This window comes from Kamptonema formosum PCC 6407 (assembly GCF_000332155.1).
In the GTDB taxonomy this organism is placed as follows: Bacteria; Cyanobacteriota; Cyanobacteriia; order Cyanobacteriales; family Microcoleaceae; genus Kamptonema; species Kamptonema formosum.
Window position 1 is genome coordinate 473,462 of sequence record NZ_KB235898.1, and the last position, 17,008, is coordinate 490,469.

The 17,008-nt window shown below is 45.6% G+C and carries 14 protein-coding genes; 9 read left to right on the top strand and 5 right to left on the bottom strand.

Annotation, left to right across the window (positions count from 1 at the left end; all coding sequences use genetic code 11):
* The first annotated feature begins 33 nt into the window (after nucleotides 1-33).
* Entirely contained in the window at nucleotides 34-1,596 is a 1,563-nt protein-coding gene (locus OSCIL6407_RS0102080) for a pentapeptide repeat-containing protein (RefSeq protein WP_007356277.1), read from the top strand.
* Nucleotides 1,597-1,834: 238 nt separating this feature from the next.
* On the opposite strand, the gene OSCIL6407_RS0102085 is transcribed toward OSCIL6407_RS0102080, so the two are convergent.
* Nucleotides 1,835-2,053 (bottom strand): hypothetical protein, encoded by a 219-nt coding sequence (locus tag OSCIL6407_RS0102085; protein ID WP_007356278.1) that lies wholly within the window; start codon nucleotides 2,051-2,053, stop codon nucleotides 1,835-1,837.
* Nucleotides 2,016-2,582 carry a zeta toxin family protein gene (locus OSCIL6407_RS0102090; protein WP_007356279.1) on the bottom strand — a complete coding sequence of 189 codons (567 nt, stop codon included), beginning with the start codon at nucleotides 2,580-2,582 and terminating at the stop codon, nucleotides 2,016-2,018. Before OSCIL6407_RS0102090 ends, OSCIL6407_RS0102085 begins: the two co-directional genes overlap by 38 nt.
* 163 nt (nucleotides 2,583-2,745) lie before the next feature.
* Here OSCIL6407_RS0102090 and OSCIL6407_RS35165 point away from each other — a divergent pair, with 163 nt between their 5' ends.
* From OSCIL6407_RS35165 to OSCIL6407_RS0102125, 8 genes are all read left to right on the top strand, one after another.
* Entirely contained in the window at nucleotides 2,746-2,883 is a 138-nt protein-coding gene (locus tag OSCIL6407_RS35165; protein ID WP_007356280.1) for a hypothetical protein, read from the top strand.
* 22 nt (nucleotides 2,884-2,905) lie between these two features.
* On the top strand, nucleotides 2,906-4,468 hold the full coding sequence (locus OSCIL6407_RS0102095; protein WP_007356281.1) for a pentapeptide repeat-containing protein: 1,563 nt from the start codon (nucleotides 2,906-2,908) through the stop codon (nucleotides 4,466-4,468).
* A gap of 172 nt (nucleotides 4,469-4,640) precedes the next feature.
* The gene (locus OSCIL6407_RS0102100) at nucleotides 4,641-6,167 is read left to right on the top strand and encodes a pentapeptide repeat-containing protein (protein ID WP_007356282.1); all 1,527 of its coding nucleotides are present in this window, start codon (nucleotides 4,641-4,643) and stop codon (nucleotides 6,165-6,167) included.
* A 94-nt stretch (nucleotides 6,168-6,261) separates the two neighbouring features.
* Nucleotides 6,262-7,989 (top strand): helicase C-terminal domain-containing protein, encoded by a 1,728-nt coding sequence (locus tag OSCIL6407_RS32100; RefSeq protein WP_019486872.1) that lies wholly within the window; start codon nucleotides 6,262-6,264, stop codon nucleotides 7,987-7,989.
* Between the two features lie 86 nt (nucleotides 7,990-8,075).
* Nucleotides 8,076-12,590 (top strand): PAS domain S-box protein, encoded by a 4,515-nt coding sequence (locus OSCIL6407_RS0102110; RefSeq protein ID WP_007358307.1) that lies wholly within the window; start codon nucleotides 8,076-8,078, stop codon nucleotides 12,588-12,590.
* Nucleotides 12,591-12,656: 66 nt separating this feature from the next.
* Nucleotides 12,657-12,869 (top strand): DUF2839 domain-containing protein, encoded by a 213-nt coding sequence (locus OSCIL6407_RS0102115; RefSeq protein ID WP_007358308.1) that lies wholly within the window; start codon nucleotides 12,657-12,659, stop codon nucleotides 12,867-12,869.
* A gap of 348 nt (nucleotides 12,870-13,217) precedes the next feature.
* A complete protein-coding gene (locus OSCIL6407_RS0102120) occupies nucleotides 13,218-13,562 on the top strand; it encodes a DUF1815 family protein (protein ID WP_007358309.1) in 345 nt (114 codons plus the stop codon).
* 182 nt (nucleotides 13,563-13,744) lie between these two features.
* Nucleotides 13,745-14,638 (top strand): alpha/beta fold hydrolase, encoded by an 894-nt coding sequence (locus OSCIL6407_RS0102125; RefSeq protein WP_007358311.1) that lies wholly within the window; start codon nucleotides 13,745-13,747, stop codon nucleotides 14,636-14,638.
* Nucleotides 14,639-14,728: 90 nt separating this feature from the next.
* Here the strand turns inward: OSCIL6407_RS0102125 and recA are convergent, their stop codons facing one another.
* The 3 genes from recA to OSCIL6407_RS0102140 all read right to left on the bottom strand — a co-directional run bounded on the left by recA (nucleotide 14,729) and on the right by OSCIL6407_RS0102140 (nucleotide 16,760).
* Nucleotides 14,729-15,808, bottom strand: coding sequence for a recombinase RecA (gene recA, locus OSCIL6407_RS0102130; RefSeq protein ID WP_007358312.1), 1,080 nt, complete (start codon nucleotides 15,806-15,808; stop codon nucleotides 14,729-14,731).
* Nucleotides 15,809-16,117: 309 nt separating this feature from the next.
* Complete coding sequence (locus OSCIL6407_RS0102135) at nucleotides 16,118-16,483, bottom strand: type II toxin-antitoxin system RelE/ParE family toxin (RefSeq protein ID WP_019486873.1); 366 nt, start codon at nucleotides 16,481-16,483, stop codon at nucleotides 16,118-16,120.
* Nucleotides 16,473-16,760: a type II toxin-antitoxin system RelN family antitoxin gene (locus OSCIL6407_RS0102140; protein WP_407635870.1), complete on the bottom strand. Its 288-nt coding sequence runs from the start codon at nucleotides 16,758-16,760 to the stop codon at nucleotides 16,473-16,475. Before OSCIL6407_RS0102140 ends, OSCIL6407_RS0102135 begins: the two co-directional genes overlap by 11 nt.
* Nucleotides 16,761-17,008: the final 248 nt, after the last annotated feature.

Consider the following 17,008-nt stretch of genomic DNA (forward strand, 5'->3'; position numbering starts at 1 on the left):
TAGCTATAACGGGAGTCAACCGGGAGGTTTTAAATGAGAGTTGAAGAACTCCTAAAAAGATACGCCGCCGGAGAAAGAGACTTTTCTGAAGCCAATCTCAATGAGGCTAACCTCAGCGGAGTCAACCTCAGCGGCATCAACCTTAGCGGTGCAAATCTGAGTGTAGCCAACCTCAGCGGCGCAAATCTTTGCGGAGCAAACCTCACAGGAGCCAAACTGAATATTGCTCGACTCAGCGGGGCCCACCTCGGCGAAGCCAACTTAACCGACGCTGACCTCAACGTAGCCTACCTAGTTCGCGTTGACCTCAAAGGAGCCATACTGATCAGAGCCAAACTGATCAGAGCCGAACTGATTAGAGCCGAACTCAGCGGTGCAAACCTTAGCGGCGCAAACCTTAGCGGTGCAACTCTTACAGAAGCAACCCTCAGAAAAGCCGATCTTACCCAAGCCAACCTCCGAGGCGCACACCTCAGCGGAGCATCTTTAACAGAAGCTCTGCTCGTAGAAGCCAACTTCCAAGGAGCCGATCTCAGCCGCGCTGACCTCAGCCATGCTGACCTCCGAGGTTCAGAACTCAGACAAGCCAACCTCACCCAAGCCATCCTCAGTGGAGCCGACCTCAGCGGCGTAAATCTCCGCTGGGCAATCCTTAGCGGTTGCAATCTCCGATGGGCCGACCTCAGCGAAGCCAAATTGAGCGGAGCCGACCTCAGCAGAGCGGACTTATGCAATGCCAACTTACTTAACACCAGCCTCGTTCACGCCGACCTATCAAACGCCTATTTAATTAAAGCAGATTGGGTAGGAGCAGACTTGACAGGAGCCACTTTAACAGGAGCAAAACTGCACGCCGTATCGCGACTAGGTATCAAAACAGAAGGCATGACCTGCAAGTGGGTTGACCTCAGTCCCAATGGGGATCACAGCCAAATTTACTGGTTAACAGCCGGAGGAGTAGAGCAATTTTTTCACGAAACCTTACCCACAGTTAGGATTATAATTGACGCGCCTTTAGACCAAGCCGCTCATTTTGCCCTCGCTGCAACTTACTATCAAATTACTAAGCAATATCCCGGTCTAGCTCAACCGCCGAGTATAGAAGTCAGTTCTAGGCGTACAGTTATCGCCTTTAAAATGGACAGCGACGACCAATTATTTGGTACAGCTTACGTGGCGATTATTCCCTTTAATGATGCTGCTATTACCCAGAAAAATCTAATTGCCTTGATGAAAATGATTCAAGCTCACGATGCTGGAAATCTTTCTGTTAAAGAATCTAAGCACGTCCAGCAATTAAGTAAAGCGTTGAATCAAGCTATCAGCAAAGTTGACCAAATTAAAATATCAACTTCTTTTCCTAAGATTGGAGATAGTATTAATTTTTTCCAAATTCCTACACAGATGGTATTAATTAATTCCCGCGATCAGAGGCTTAGTGTTTATCATCATCCCGCCTTTGGAAAGCGATTAATTAAAAAACACAATCCGTCTAATTCTGCGGGAAGTAAGTTAGCTGAAGTCCCTAAAATGGCTATAACTCCTATTAGCGATATGGTTGATTTTATTAAAGGATTTCATAATGCGGATGTGTGAATTGTTAACTGTTAACTGTTAACTGTTAACTGGCTTAGAAGGTACTGCGCTTGGCCTACCATGCTCTTTACTTTTGATGAAAGTGAAATAAGTAAATCCACCTAATTAAACATAAGCTAAGGATAGCTAAAAAGCTGACTGTATAAACCTTCTTCCTTCTCTCCTAGATAACTAAATCCTTCTTCCTTCTACTTAGTTCTTCAACGTCCATATTTTTCGTCCTGAATCTATTGACACTTTAGCTATTATCTATTTTCAGGGGAGGGATTTTATCTGCGGTTAAAGTGACAACCTTTCCATCTTCCCAAATGCTAATAGATTCCCCTAACTTCCGGTGTCTTTCTATAGCCTTAGCGATCGCAGTTTTAACCCCAGCATCAATTTTTTGATGGAGTTCTGTTAGGGGAATTTGCGGTTTATTATCCGACGGTGATTTGATTCCAGATTGAGGGTTCATAAATAATCGCTTCTTGATTGTTACCCGATGCGGCAACTAATTGAGGTTCACTTCCAGTATTATCATAGAGTATCCAAGTATCGCAAAGAGGTAAATACAAATCTATTAAGTTTTTCCGTCCCCGTTCGTAGCGACGGCGGATAGTATCTTCAGGGATATTATGGCCGCCACTTTCTACCCGCCGCCTTACCCGTGCAATCGCTAATTCTGGACTTTGTAACCAAAAATAAATTAAATTGATTATATAACCTTTGGTTTTACATTCTCTTAAGAATCTGGCAAAGTTGCGAGCAGCTAGAGTAGTTTCAAAAGCAAAATCAGCCTCAGCTTTGACTAAGGTTTGTAGTCTTTCTAACATTAATCTTCCCGCTTGAATAGCCACAGATTCAGAGTTAAAGGGAGAAAGACCCGCCGCTATTTCGTCAGCATTGACATATTCAATAACTTCTAGGAAATAGGGTAGTATTTCCCTGGCAGCCGTAGTTTTCCCAGAACCGTTTGCACCACCAATTATGTACAAATGAGGCATTATTCAATGGAAATTATAGATTAATTTACTTTACAAACTAATTATAACTATATCGATATAATTTTAGCTTTTCAATATCTTTAAATTTTTAATTTTTAATTTTTAATTTTTAACTTTTAATTTTCTTCTGCTCCACATCGGTTAAAATAACGATCGGACAGAAATGAGGGATCGGTTGTTCCACCGTTTTTGGAATTATTGCGATCGGGGTGTCAGTCTCAATCTATTTTTGTGCATTTATGCGATCGCTCATGCCTATTCTGGTCAAAAACTTGGCACGATCGAGCATTGTTCTACCTAATTAATCAGGAAAAGAGAAAGGTATGGATGCTGAAGAGCTCCTAAAAAAATATGCCGCAGGAGAAAGAGACTTTACAGCCATCCTCTTGTGCGAGGCGAACCTCAGCAGAGTCAACCTCAGCGGCGCGAATTTCAGCGAAGCGATTTTGAGCCTCACCAACATGAGCGGAGCCAACCTCAGCGACGTTAACTTTAGGAAAGCCAAGCTCAACGTCGCCAGACTCAGCGGAGCCAACCTCAGCAGAGCCAATCTCAGCGGTGCTATCCTCAATGTGGCCAACTTAATTCGAGCCGACCTTAACTCCGCCGACCTCAGCGAAGCGACACTGATTAGAGCAGAGCTCATTCGAGCCGACATGAGCAACGCCTCCTTAAGCGGTGCGAACCTCAGTGAAGCAGACTTAAGAGAAGGCACCCTCAGACAAGCCAATCTAGAGCAAGCCGACCTCAGTGGCGCTCACCTCAGAGGCTCATCCCTAGTTTCTGCCAACTTAGAACGAGCTAACTTGCACAGAGCCGACCTGAACCGTGCCGACCTCCGAGGAGTCAATCTCAGCAACGCCGAACTCAGACAAGCCAACCTCTCTCAAGCCAACCTTAGCGGCGCAGATTTGAGAGGCGCTAACCTCAGATGGGCCGACTTAAATGGAGCCGACTTAACTGGCGCTGACTTAGACGAAGCGAGATTGAGCGGAGCCAACTTATACGGAGCCAATTTGAGCAGTGCCAATCTCTTAAATGCGATTCTAGTTCACGCAGATTTAACCCAAGCTAATTTAATTCGAGCAGATTGGGTAGGAGCAGACTTAACAGGGGCGGCTTTAACGGGAGCAAAACTTTATGGCGTATCCAGATTTGGCCTAAAAGCTGACGACATTACCTGCGATTGGGTTGACCTAAGTCCTAATGGCGATCGCAGCCAAGTCCAACGATTCACCCCCGAAGAATCCCACAAATTTTTTAATGCCACACCGCCTACCGTTCAGATTATCATTGATAGACCCTTAGAACCCGATGCTAACTTTGCCCTAGCCGCTACTTACCGTCAAATCGCGCAGCAATACGCAGGTTTGAGCCATCCACCGAGTATAGAAGTAAACCCCCGCCGAACGATTTTATCGTTTAGTATAGAAAATGACGAACAATTATTTTCTACTGGTTACGTTGGCATACTTCCCTTTAACGATGCAGCCTCCACTCAGAAAAATATCATTACAATACTCAGGATGCTGCAACCCCAAAATAGCAACAACCTGGGAGTCAGAGTCTCAAATCGGGTAGCGCAATTGAGCGTATCCCTAACTCAAACCATTAGAAAAATGGGAGAACTCAAAATTCAGCCAATTCTCCAAGAAAATGAAGCAGTATCCAGCTTTTTTAAAGCTCCTACTCAGACGGTACTTACAAATTCTAGCGCTCAGAGTTTGACGATCTACCACCATCCAGATTTTGGCAGGCATTTAATGGTTTTACCTGGTTTGAGCAAGAACTCTACTACCCCTTCAATTAAAGCTCAAAAGTTTACGATGCCTCCGATTAACATGGTAGTTGATTTTATCAAAAGTTTCCATCAGTTTAATGAGTAGTTAGCTTTGAGATTGCCCTACTTAGCAATTGATAGCAAAAATTAGAATTAACAAGGGAAAGCGAATGCAAGCGAAACAATGGTTTCAGCAATTCAACAACGTTATCAACGTCTTGCCAGTTGTAAAAAATTCCCATCTAAAATTAGTAAATACAGCGTAAAAGGTAGACATAATGGAAGCTGAGGAACTCCTGAAAAGATACGAACTTGTCAAGAAATATACAGAAGGAGAAAGAAATTTTACCGGAATCAACCTCAATGAAGCTAATTTGAGCCGAATCAACCTCAGCCAAGCAAATTTGAGTGAAGCCAGTTTATTTGTCACTAATCTTAGCGGCGCAAACTTGAACGAAGTTAATCTCAGTAACGCCAATCTTAATGTTGCGAGACTCAGCAGTTCCCATCTCGTGCGAGCAATCTTACAAGGAGCTACCCTCAACGTCGCCAACTTAGTCCGAGCCGACTTAAGCGAAGCACAATTAATGGGAGCAGCACTGATTAGAGGAGAGTTAATACGAGCCGAACTAAGTAAAGCTAACTTTAGCAAAGCTAACCTCACAGGAGCCGATTTAAGAGAGGCAAAACTCACAGAAGTTAACTTCAGCGAAGCAAACCTCAGCGGCGCAAATCTTAGAGGAGCATCAGGAACAGCAGCTAACTTTGAATTAGCAAACTTGCATGGAGCTGACCTCTCTAAGGCTGATTTAAATGGGGCCGATTTTAGTGGTACAGACCTCAGACAAGCAAACTTATGTCAGGTAAATTTAAGCGGAGCAAATTTGAGCGGAGCTAATCTCCGCTGGGCCGATCTTAGTGGAGCAAATCTGCGCGGAGCCGATCTCAATGAAGCAAAATTAAGCGGGGCAAATCTCTACGGAGCTAATCTTAGCAATGCTAATTTAACTAATGCTAGTTTGGTTCACGCTGATTTAACTTTAGCGAATTTGAACGGCGCGGATTGGGTTGGTGCTGACTTGTCAGGATCGACTTTAAGCGGGGCGAAACTTTACGATGTCCCCCGGTTTGGTATTAAAGCAGAAGAAGTTACTTGCGAGTGGGTCGATCTTAGTTCTAACGGAGATAACAGTCAGGTTTACCGTTTTGGATCGCCAGAAGAATCAAAAAAGTTTTTTACCCACAAGCCACCTACGGTTAAAATTATTGTCGATGCCGCTTTAGAACACGAGGCTAATCGCGTTTTAGCAGGTCTTTATCAGGAAATAGCTGAGCATTATGCCGTGCTCTCCCGTCCTCCGAGTATTGAAGTTGGCTACCGCAAAACTACTCTAACGTTTATAATAGATAGCGATGAGCATTTATTGCCAGTTGGTTGCATTGCAATTCTGCCGTTTTATGATGCTGTCTTAACTCAAAAGAATGTGATTTTCTTAGCAAGAAATCTGCAATTACAAAATATAGATAAAAAACGGATAGTACAGTTATGTACGGCAATGAATGAAGGGATTAATAAAGTAAGCGAGTTGAAAAAAATTATGCCAGCCCTGAATGGCGAATCAAAGATTAAATTTTTTCAATCTCCTACTCAGACTATTTTGAAAAATTCTAGCGAACAAACTTTGACAGTGCAGTTCAACCAAAATTTTGGTAAAAGATTTCTCACGGCTCATGCTAATAAATACACTTTGCCCAGCGGTAATAAATTTAGTGATTTTATAGAGAGTTTTTATTATCTTAATTAATTAAGAAAGAACTTCGATCGCTGATGTAACGCCGCCCTCTGGACGGTAAGGATACCTTGGGACTAATGTTAGTAAATTTTTAATTTTTAATTTTATGAATGAGGTAGAAGTCCATAATTCGCTCTTATATTTCCTGCGATCGCACTCCGAGCCTCGCTGGCCGCATCATTTGACAATGGGACGGCTAGTAGCGCGAGCATTGCGACTGGGGCGCAGCGCTCTGATCCAGACAGGCTTCTCCCCAAGCGATCGCTATCAGCGGTATCGAGTCAGCTATTTGATGCCCCTGTTGATGTGGCCAAAACCTGCTGTTTTGGTAGCATCCGCATCCCTACAACAACACTTGTTGAAGGTGGAAATTCCCCGCTTACAACAATGGCTTCAAACCAAGAAGCCAATTCATACCTACCCCTGTCCTCCAGATTTTGAAGGGCTACTCTTGATAGAACCCAAATCTTGGCTAGAAGACCGTTTAAGAGCCGAGAAGCGATTGCCAAACGGTATCCCGACAGTGATTGACGGTGCTGACGACTTAGAAGCGTGGACTCGCGATCGCTTGACGGTTTGTCTGGAACCGGGAGACTGGAATCAATTAATGCAGCAATACCCTCATCAATCTGAACTGATTCGGGATACGCGGGTGCAGCTCACACGGGCCCTATTCCAACACCCAGTTAACCCTTACAAGTGCTGTTTGCTGGAAGTCGCAGAGCAAGATATCGTAAACCGTCTCTATCAGGAGATTTGGGGAGCAGAGGGGCAGGGGAGCGGGGGAGCAGGGGGGCAGGGGGGCAGAGGAGATGGGGGAGATGAGGGAGATGGGGGAGATGAGGGAGATGGGGGAGATGGGGGAGATGAGGGAGATGGGGGAGATGGGGGAGATGAGGAAGTTAAATCGAACCTATCCTCCCCATCCTCCCCATCCTCCCCATCTCCCCCGCTCCCCCGCTCCCCCGCTCCCCATCTCCCCCGCTCCCCCGCTCCCCATCCTTGGAGCAATTTCTGGCAGGGGTGGCAAAGTGATAATCAACTTAGATGGGCCGAAATTTCGCGATCGCAAGGCTCATTTTCTCTATATTGCACTCCCGTTGATGTTGCTGGGGCATTGAGCAAAATCTGGTTAAAGCAACCCGTAGTTTTAGTTGGCGGGGCCTTGGATTTAGACCCAAAGGCTCTGATTTATCGGCAAGCAGTAGGACTTCCAGACATTACCTGCGTCAAATTTTCACCCGATCGCCATAGCGAGCTAATTCAACTTTACGTTCCCGATCGGCTACCCATGCCCAATACACCGCAATTTCAGGGTGCTGTGATTCAGGAAATCCGCACAATGCTGTGCATGAGCGCGTCGGTTCCGGGGTTAGCGGTATTGCTGATTGGAGATGTACCCCTTAAGGCTCAGGTGGGTGCGATTTTTGCTTCTGAGTTTGGTTCTAGGGTGCAGGTGGAAAAAACCGATTTGGATGAGAACGGGATTTTGGTAACAGGGTGGGAATTTTGGCGGGAACATCAGGGGAAATTGCCTGTTCCCTATATGCTGGCGATCGCAACTTTGCCTTTACCTTCCTTGGAAAATCCCCTAGTAGCGGCGCGAGTAGCTTACTACAAAGAACAGCGGAAAGATTGGTTTCGCCAATATCTATTACCAGAGGCTTTAAATGAGTTGCAGAGGGCGATCGCGCCTGTGCGGGAACGTCAGGGGGTGGTTGCTCTTTTTGATAGTCGCGTACTCCATCGTAGCTATGGCAATCAAGTTTTAGCTGCCCTGAGCCCCTTAGCTCGAATTGACTATTTAGATACTACTTGGCTAACTCAAGCTTAAGAAGACTTTTGATTTTCTTAACTAAAACGAGATGTAGATTAATAGTTTAAATTATAAACACTCCCCGATAGCTCAGAAAACTGACCATGAATAGAGCTTCGCGCACCATCTTAATTGTCGATGAGTCTTCTGGAGATCGAGAACTCTATAGGCGCTATCTACTGCGCGATCGCGAGTATGACTACACCATCCTGGAAGCAGGGATGGGGCAACAAGGGTTAGACCTCTGGCAGCAACAACAACTAGATGCTGTTTTGCTTAATTATCGCTTGCCCGACTTGGATGGAATTGACTTTCTAAGTAAGCTACAACCATCCAAACAAGGGTTAGGTCTGCCTGTAATTGTGATGACTAGACAAGGGAATGAAGCGATCGCCATTCAAGCAATGAAAGCAGGCGCACAAGATTATCTGATTAAGGAGCAAATGACTGAGGAAGGGTTACATCTGGCAGTCAATAGAGCAATTGAAGCAGTACAGCTACGTACCCAACTGCAACAGCGGATCGATCGAGAACACCTAGTCGCACAGATTACCCAGCAAATTTCCCAATCGCTCGATTTAGACCAAATTCTGCAAACAACGGTGACAGAAGTGCGAGAATTTCTGCACGCCGATCGCGTCCTAGTTTTGCGATTGGAACCAGATGGCAACGGGAAGGTAATTGCAGAATCGGTGAGGGAACAATGGCGATCGCTACTCTCCTCCACTATTTACGATCCCTGCCTTGCTGAAAACTACGTTAGACAAAATCAAACGGAACCTATAAACTACGATTCTGCTTTTGTCAAAAATCATGTCAAACGCTATCGTCAAGGTGATGTAACAGCAATATCTGATATTCAGGATGGCAGTATTGAACCCTGCCACTTTGAATTATTGGCTCAGTTTCAAGTCAAGGCTAATCTGGTTGTGCCGATCCTGCACGACGAGCAGTTTTGGGGATTGCTGATTGCTCATCACTGTCTCGCCCCGCGATCGTGGCAGCCTTTAGAGATTGAATTGCTTAAAGAATTGACAATCCAGGTGGGTATCGCCCTACGGCAGGCAGAACTTTATCAGCAAGCAAAGCATGAATTAGCGGAACGCCAGCAGGTAGAAGCAGCACTACGGGAGAGCGAAGAACGCCTACAACTGGCACTGAAAGCCTCTCGCATGGGAACGTGGAACTGGAATCTCCAGACGGGAAAAATTACCTGGTCAGATAATCTCGAAGCCTTATTTGGACTGGAACCAGGAGAGTTTGACGGCTCCTTCGAGATGTTTGTGGCTCGGCTGCATCCCGACGATCGCGATCGCGTGGTAGGAGCAGTAGATCGGGCGATCTCGACTGGGGAAAACTATGATATTGAATTTCGGATAGTCTACCCCAACGGCACTATGCGGTGGACAATGAGCCAGGGCAAGGTGCTTTATGACCAAAATGGGCAGCCGATGGAGATGACTGGCATCGATCTCGATATCACAGAGCGCAAACGATCGGCCGCAGCTTTGTATGCCAGTGAGGATCGCTTCCGTCAGTTGGCCGAGAATATTAATGCGGTGTTCTGGATCAAAGAGATACCCGAAAACCAAGTTTCTTATGTTAGTCCTGCCTATCAACACCTGTGGGGATTGAATCCACAAGAATTATATAAAGATCAACAGGTATGGGTCGATCGTATTTATCCAGAAGATCGTGAAGAGGTTAACAGAGCATTTCAAGAAAAAGCAGCCGCAGGAAAATTTGATGAAGAATACCGCATTGTCTTAGCAGATGGCAATATTCGCTGGGTTCGCGATCGCTGCTTTCCGCTGCACGATGAGACAGGAGAAATTTATCGGTTTACAGGCATTGCCGAAGATATCACCGATCGCAAACATTCTGAACAAGCTCTGCGAGAAAGTGAAGAACGCTTCCGCACGTCGGTTGACAATATGCTGGACTGCTTTGGAATCTACAGTGCTATGCGGAACGAGCAGGGTCAGATTGTCGATTTTCGGATTGAATATGTCAATAATGCTGCCTTTCTAAATAATCAAATGACTGGTGAGGAACAGATTGGGCGCGGGTTGTGTGAGTTACTGCCCAACCATCGCGAGAGTGGCTTGTTTGATGAGTATTGTCAGGTGGTAGAAACGGGGCAGTCGCTCGTCAAAGACAGCCTGGTTTATGAGGATGAATACGGACAACAACGCTTAGTTCGAGCGTTTGATATCCGCATTGCCAAACTAGGCGATGGCTTTGTTGCCACTTGGCGAGATATCACCGATCGCAAACAAACCGAAGTAGAACTTCAGGAAGGACGGACACAACTGCAACAGCAATTAGCTGAAATTGAAGCCATTTATCAAAACGCTCCCATTGGTTTAGCTATCTTAGATACCGATCTGCGGTTTGTCCGAATTAATCAGCGACTAGCGGAGATTAATGGTTATTCCGTTGAAGCTCATCTTGGTTGCACAATTCGTGAGTTGCTGCCGGATCTTGCTGATGCTGCTGAGGGAATCCTGCGTCCTATTCTAGAAACCGGAGAACCCCTGCTCAATGTGGAAATCCGGGGGGAAACTCCAGCGCGGCCCGGTGTGCCCCGCATCTGGTTAGAACACTTTTTGCCCCTCAAGCATAACGATCGCATCATTGGCATCAGCACAGTATGCGAAGAGATTACTGAGCGAATACAGACAGAACTCCTCTTACGGGAAAGCGAAGAGCGCTATCGTACCTTATTTGAGTCGATGAATGAAGGCTTTTGCGTCATCGAAATGCTGTTTGACGAACGCGACAGGCCCATTGATTACCACTTGCTAGAAATTAATCCGGTATTTGAGCAACAAACGGGACTCAAACAAGCGCAGGGTAAAACGGTGCGTCAGATCGTTCCGAATCTGGAAAATCATTGGTTTGAGATTTACGGCGACATCGCACTCACAGGGAAACCTGCCCGCTTTGAAAATGGCTCCCAAGCAATGAACCGATGGTTTGAGGTTTCCGCCTTCCGGGTTGGGAAGCCAGAAAGCCGTAGAGTTGCCATCCTGTTCAAAGATATTAGCGATCGCAAACAGGTGGAGGCAGCATTACGCCAAAGCGAGGAACGCTATCGGTGTTTGGCAGAATTAATTCCACAATTGGTCTGGACAGCTAACGCCGAAGGAGCGTTACTGGATGTTAATCAACGCTGGTCTAACTTCACGGGGTTAACGCTGGAACAAGTTCACATAAATGGATGGGAACAGGTTGTCCATTCGGAAGATTTACCCGCTTTGTTTCAAGCTTGGACGGAGGCGGTACAACAGGGCAGTTCCTATCAAGCTGAAGGTCGGATGCGGCGAGCAGATGGCGTGTATCGCTGGCACCTACACCAAGCAATTGGGCAAAAGAATGAGCAAGGTCAAATTGTTAAATGGTTTGGTACTGCCACTGATATCGAAGCGCAAAAACAATTAGAAGTAGAGCGCGATCGCCTATTGCAGTTAGAGCAAACCGCACGGGAAGCCGCAGAACGCGCTAACCGCATCAAAGATGAGTTTTTAGCAATTTTGTCTCACGAGCTGCGATCGCCCCTCAATCCCATTCTGGGCTGGACAAAACTGCTACAAACTCGCAAATTCAATGAAATCAAAACTGCTGAAGCCTTAGCTACTATTGAACGCAATGCTAAATTACAGTGCCAACTGATTGATGACTTGCTGGATGTTGCTAAAATTCTGCGCGGTAAACTCAGTATAGATACTACTCCAGTCAATCTGGTATTTGTCATTGAATCTGCGATCGATACAGTCAGAACAGCAGCAGTTTCCAAATCAATTCTGTTACATCCGGTACTGCCAAATATTGGGCAAGTTGCTGGGGATTCTACCCGCCTTCAGCAAATAGTTTGGAACTTACTGTCTAACGCCATCAAATTTACCCCCAACGGAGGACGGGTAGACATCCGAATAGAGCGAGTTAAAGATAGCGCCCATATTATTGTGAGCGACACGGGCAAAGGCATTAACCCTGCTTTTCTCCCATATATTTTTGAGTCGTTTCGCCAGGAAGATGTTTCAATTACTCGCAAGTATGGGGGATTGGGGTTGGGATTAGCGATCGTCCGAAATTTGGTTGAGGCCCATGGAGGAACTATCTCTGCCGATAGTCCGGGTGAAGGATTGGGAGCTACGTTTACTGTCAGATTGCCATTGTTAAATCTTGCACCAGAATCGAATCAGACCAACAAATTATTCGAGCAAGAACCTGACTTGACTGGAATTCGAGTCTTGACTGTTGACGATGACCTGGATGCCCGTGAGTTACTGACGGTAATCCTCAGAGAATACGGATCGCAGGTGATGAGCGTTTCATCTGCTGCGGAAGTTTTTACGGCTTTGGAATCCTTTCAACCCGATATTTTAATCAGTGATATCGGTATGCCAGAAATTGATGGGTACACACTCCTGCAACTGGTGCGAACTCTATCTCCTGAAAAAGGTGGGCAGATTCCCGCGATCGCGCTGACTGCCTATGCTGGAGAGGTAGACCAACAGCGTGCTTTAACCGTTGGATTTCAACGGCATATTACAAAACCCCTTGAGCCAAACCAATTAGCTCAAGCTGTGGTAACGCTTATGAGGGCTAATTAATTTCTCTTTTCCCCCTTCCCATATAATGTAATTTCAGTTGAAATCTAAAATTACCCTACAAAGATTATGGGCGAATCCAAACGTCGTAAAGAAGCTCTCAAAGACGAATACGGCAAAGAACAACCAATTCTTTCCTGGCTACCAATCACAAAAAGCCAAAGTGAAAGTTTTATCAAGTGGACGACTAGAGGAACCTGGCTCGGCATTGGCCTGTTGATTGCCTGGTGGCTGGCAGTGCGATTAGTGGGCCCATCTTTCGGCTGGTGGGAAGTCAACTGACAAACCTCTCTCTCTCCTCCTTCTGGCTTACTCTGCGACAGTTCAAAGAGATTTATAGCCGCTATTAGATATTTGTATCTCTAGGATTTCCCCGGCCCTGTCAACCTCGCTCAGGAACAAGATATTTGTCTCTTTAGTCCCTGAAGCTAAAGGGATTCAGTAAATGTTGCTGTTGATACTTTGCTGAGATTGTTAGTCAGTTAACCTAAGACAACCAAGCTGAAGGAGTTATTACCCAGATGATTTATTCAGCATAGTGAAGTTATAGTAAGCATACACCTAAACCCAATTCTTAAGAAAAAATAAAATTGGGTATTAAAATTAAGGTGTGGTGATAGGAGGACAACTGTGTTTCTGAGACTTGCAGAGCAACACCGCAAATTCGTTCAAGACTTGGTGATGAACCTTCAAGCCTTGGCGATCGTGCTGGAGAAGCGAGGGTATTTGGCATCCTGCTACACTTGTGGGGGTCAAATGAACAGCGCCTCGTTTATGGTCAGCTTGGCGGACAATCACCTAATTCGGTTTTTAGTATCGGATTATGGGATTACTTGGACAGAGATGCGGGATGACCGCGAATTAATGAAGCTGGAGGGTGCTGAAGCCATCAGCCAGCTACAGGAACTAGCAAACCTGGTGAAGTACCAAATCCAACCCTCAGAAGCTGTCCCAAAGGCGGCCCAGCGAGTTTAGCCAGTGGGAGGTCAAGGGGTTGGAAGTTTTGCACAGGAGTAGCATTCCCGATCGCAGTAGGATTGGAAGCCCAAAATGTTAGTCTAGAGATGGACGATAAAGACATTAAACATTGGGTAGCCCAGCCTGCTGCGATCGCTGTGAGTGTCTGGGCTGCCTAGTATTGGATTAACTTGCAGGCTATGACGCTTTTACAGTCTAATTGGGAACATTTTTTTGTTGAAACGAATAACATCCGCTTGCACTGCGTTACCCAAGGCCAGGGGGAGCTAGTTTTACTCCTTCACGGGTTTCCAGAGTTCTGGTATTCTTGGCGCTATCAAATTCCGGCCTTAGCCCGTCATTTCAAAGTTGTAGTACCAGATTTACGGGGCTACAACGATTCTGACAAACCTGAGAGCGGCTATGATTTAGATACTCTGTGCGCTGATATTCGGGGTTTAATTGACCGTTTGGGGTATGTAAGAGCTCACGTAGTCGGTCACGATTGGGGAGGAACGATCGCCTGGCACTTAGCTCAAAAGTTTCCCCACTATCTCAATCGCTTAGCAATTTTAAACGCGCCACACCCTCAGCGTTTTGTCCAAGAAATTGCCAGCAACCTAGATCAATTCCGCCGTAGTTGGTATGTTTTTGCTTTCCAGGTTCCCGGTATCCCAGAGTGGATCATCCAGCAAAACTTAAAAGATTTTGTCAAAGCTGCCCTGCAAGGTCAAGCAATTCGTAAAGGTGCTTTTAGCGCTGAAGAAACTAAGATTTATCAGGCCGCTTTAGAAAAGCCTGGAGTTTTGGGGGCTGCCCTCAATTATTATCGGCAATTATTTAATCATTTGGCCTGGAATTGGGGTCAGAAGCCTGAGCTAGTAACTGCGCCAACTTTGGTACTGTGGGGCGAAGATGACGCTTTTTTGAGTAAAAAGCTCACGGAAGGATTAGACCGGTTGATTGCGGCTCCCTTTCAGCTAAAATTAGTTCCCCACTGCGGGCACTGGATTCAACAGGAAGCACCCCAAACTGTAAATCGGGAATTACTTAATTTTCTGCGGGATGCCCCTGTGTCTTTGGCGACGACTTAGATTATCCTGCGATCGGTATAGCTAGGGTGGGCGTTGACACAATTTATCTTGTTATCTTGTGTCAACGCCCAATATCCGCCCAGCTACAATTTAAACTTCTTCTACATCTTCTGCCTCTTCACTATCTTCTGCATCAATAGGAGCAACGGAGTTAGCCGAAACAACGGCTCCGCTGGCTAGTTTTTGGCGCACTAACTGCTCAATTTGAGTTTTAAACTCAGGATTTTCGTCAGTATATTTAATCGTCGTTTCCCGACCTTGACCGATGTTGTCGCCATTGTAACTGTACCAAGAACCTTTTTTGGTAATGATTCCAGTTTCTTCTGCCAAGTCAACTAGACAGCCTGTAGTCGAAATACCTTTGCCAAATACGATGTCAAATTCAGCAATACGGAAGGGAGGAGCAACTTTATTTTTGGCGACTTTGACTTTAACGCGGTTGCCATACTCTTCTGTGCCTTTCTTGAGGCTTTGAATGCGACGGATATCAAGTCGCACGCTGGCATAGAATTTGAGAGCGTTACCGCCCGTTGTGGTTTCTGGGTTGCCGTAGGTGACACCGATTTTCTGCCGTAACTGGTTGAGGAAAATGACAGTACAGCCAGATTTACCAATATTACCAGTGATTTTGCGGAGCGCTTGGCTCATTAGCCGAGCTTGCAAACCCATGTGAGAGTCGCCCATGTCGCCTTCGATTTCAGCGCGAGGTACGAGGGCGGCTACGGAGTCAACGACAACTATATCAACGGCGACGGAACGGACGAGTTGATCGACAATTTCCAGGGCCATCTCCCCAGTGTCGGGTTGGGAAACTAGGAGATTGACAATATCAACGCCGAGGACTGAGGCGTAACTGGGGTCGAGGGCGTGTTCGGCATCAACGAAGGCGGCGATACCTCCTGATTTTTGCACTTCTGCGATCGCGTGTAGCGCTAGCGTGGTTTTACCTGAACTTTCTGGGCCATAGATTTCAATGACTCGACCTTTAGGCAATCCGCCGCCCAAGGCGATGTCTAGTGTCAAGGCCCCACTGGGAATAGTCTCTACCCTCATCCGGGTAGCATCTCCCAGGCGGACGATCGCTCCTTTGCCAAAGCTGCGCTCGATTTGATTGAGCACTAGGTTCAGGGCTTTTTGCTTTTCGGGGTTATCACCAATTTTTATAGCCATTTGCTTTCTAACTTACAGTAGAGGGCGGTGGTGCAGAGAGGGCAGAGTTACTACCATGACAAATGGTATGGTAGCAGTTATTTTAGTCTGTCGGGGGGGGCTAATATCTATATTCAAGAATGTTCTCGATATCGGCTGGTTTTGCCTGCTGTGTTTATGGCTTGGCGGCTAGTGAAACACTGATTTTCCCTTCAGACTCTTTAAAGTTTTATATCATACTTTGATTTTTTTGTCAACTTCTACTTCTCAGGGGATACATGAACCCCTAGATAGGCTATTAAGGTGAGTGATGCCTAAGTCCTGTGCTTGCTATCGATCGCTTTCATAAAATTCTGACAAAATGCCTATAATTTCGTTGTTTTTAATGTCTTCTCGGTCAGATTTTGAGTAAATAGTTAATAAAATGACTCTGGTTGCTGACTTAACTTGATAAATCAGTCGATAGCCGGAACTTTTCCCTTTTTGGATGTTGGTATTTTTGACTCTTGCCTTCAAGATGACATAATCTTCACCCATGCCGGAAATGCGGTTTCCGACAAAATCTCCCACTTGTATTTGCTCGATAATTGGCTGAATATCAGCACGGATATTGCGATATCTCTTTGACAAAGCATATAAACCTTTTTCAAATTCATCGGAAAACCGGATAGAAATTGGATCGGATTCATTCGTCATCGATTCCATCCCACATTTCAGAAAGAGGTCTGGTGCGTCCTTCTTTAGCTTCCTGCAAGGCTGTCCTGAGACTAGCTTTGATTTCTTCTATAGGAGTATCGTCAGGATCATTTTCGAGTTCTTCTGTAGCTTCTGAGAATAGTACAATAATTCGCACTCGACTGGGGGTTTCTCCCTCTATGGGTTGGTCGAGAGACACTTGACCTTTTTCATCAATTGTTCCTGTTACTTCAATAGCTCTCATTTGTTTCATCTTAATTTCAGTTGGATTTAGCATAACACACCTTTGGTAATTGGTAATTGGTAATTGGTAATTGGTAATTGGTAATTGGTAATTGGGATACACAGATTTTACAGATTCCTCTGATTTCACCGACTAAATAATCATTCCTCTAAAATCCGTGTAATCCGTGTAATCGGTAAAATCCGTGTTCATGATTGGTAATAGCTAATAGCTAATCCTACCCATCTTCCCCATCTCAACTATCTTCCCATCTTCCCCATCTTCCCCATCATCCGCTCCCT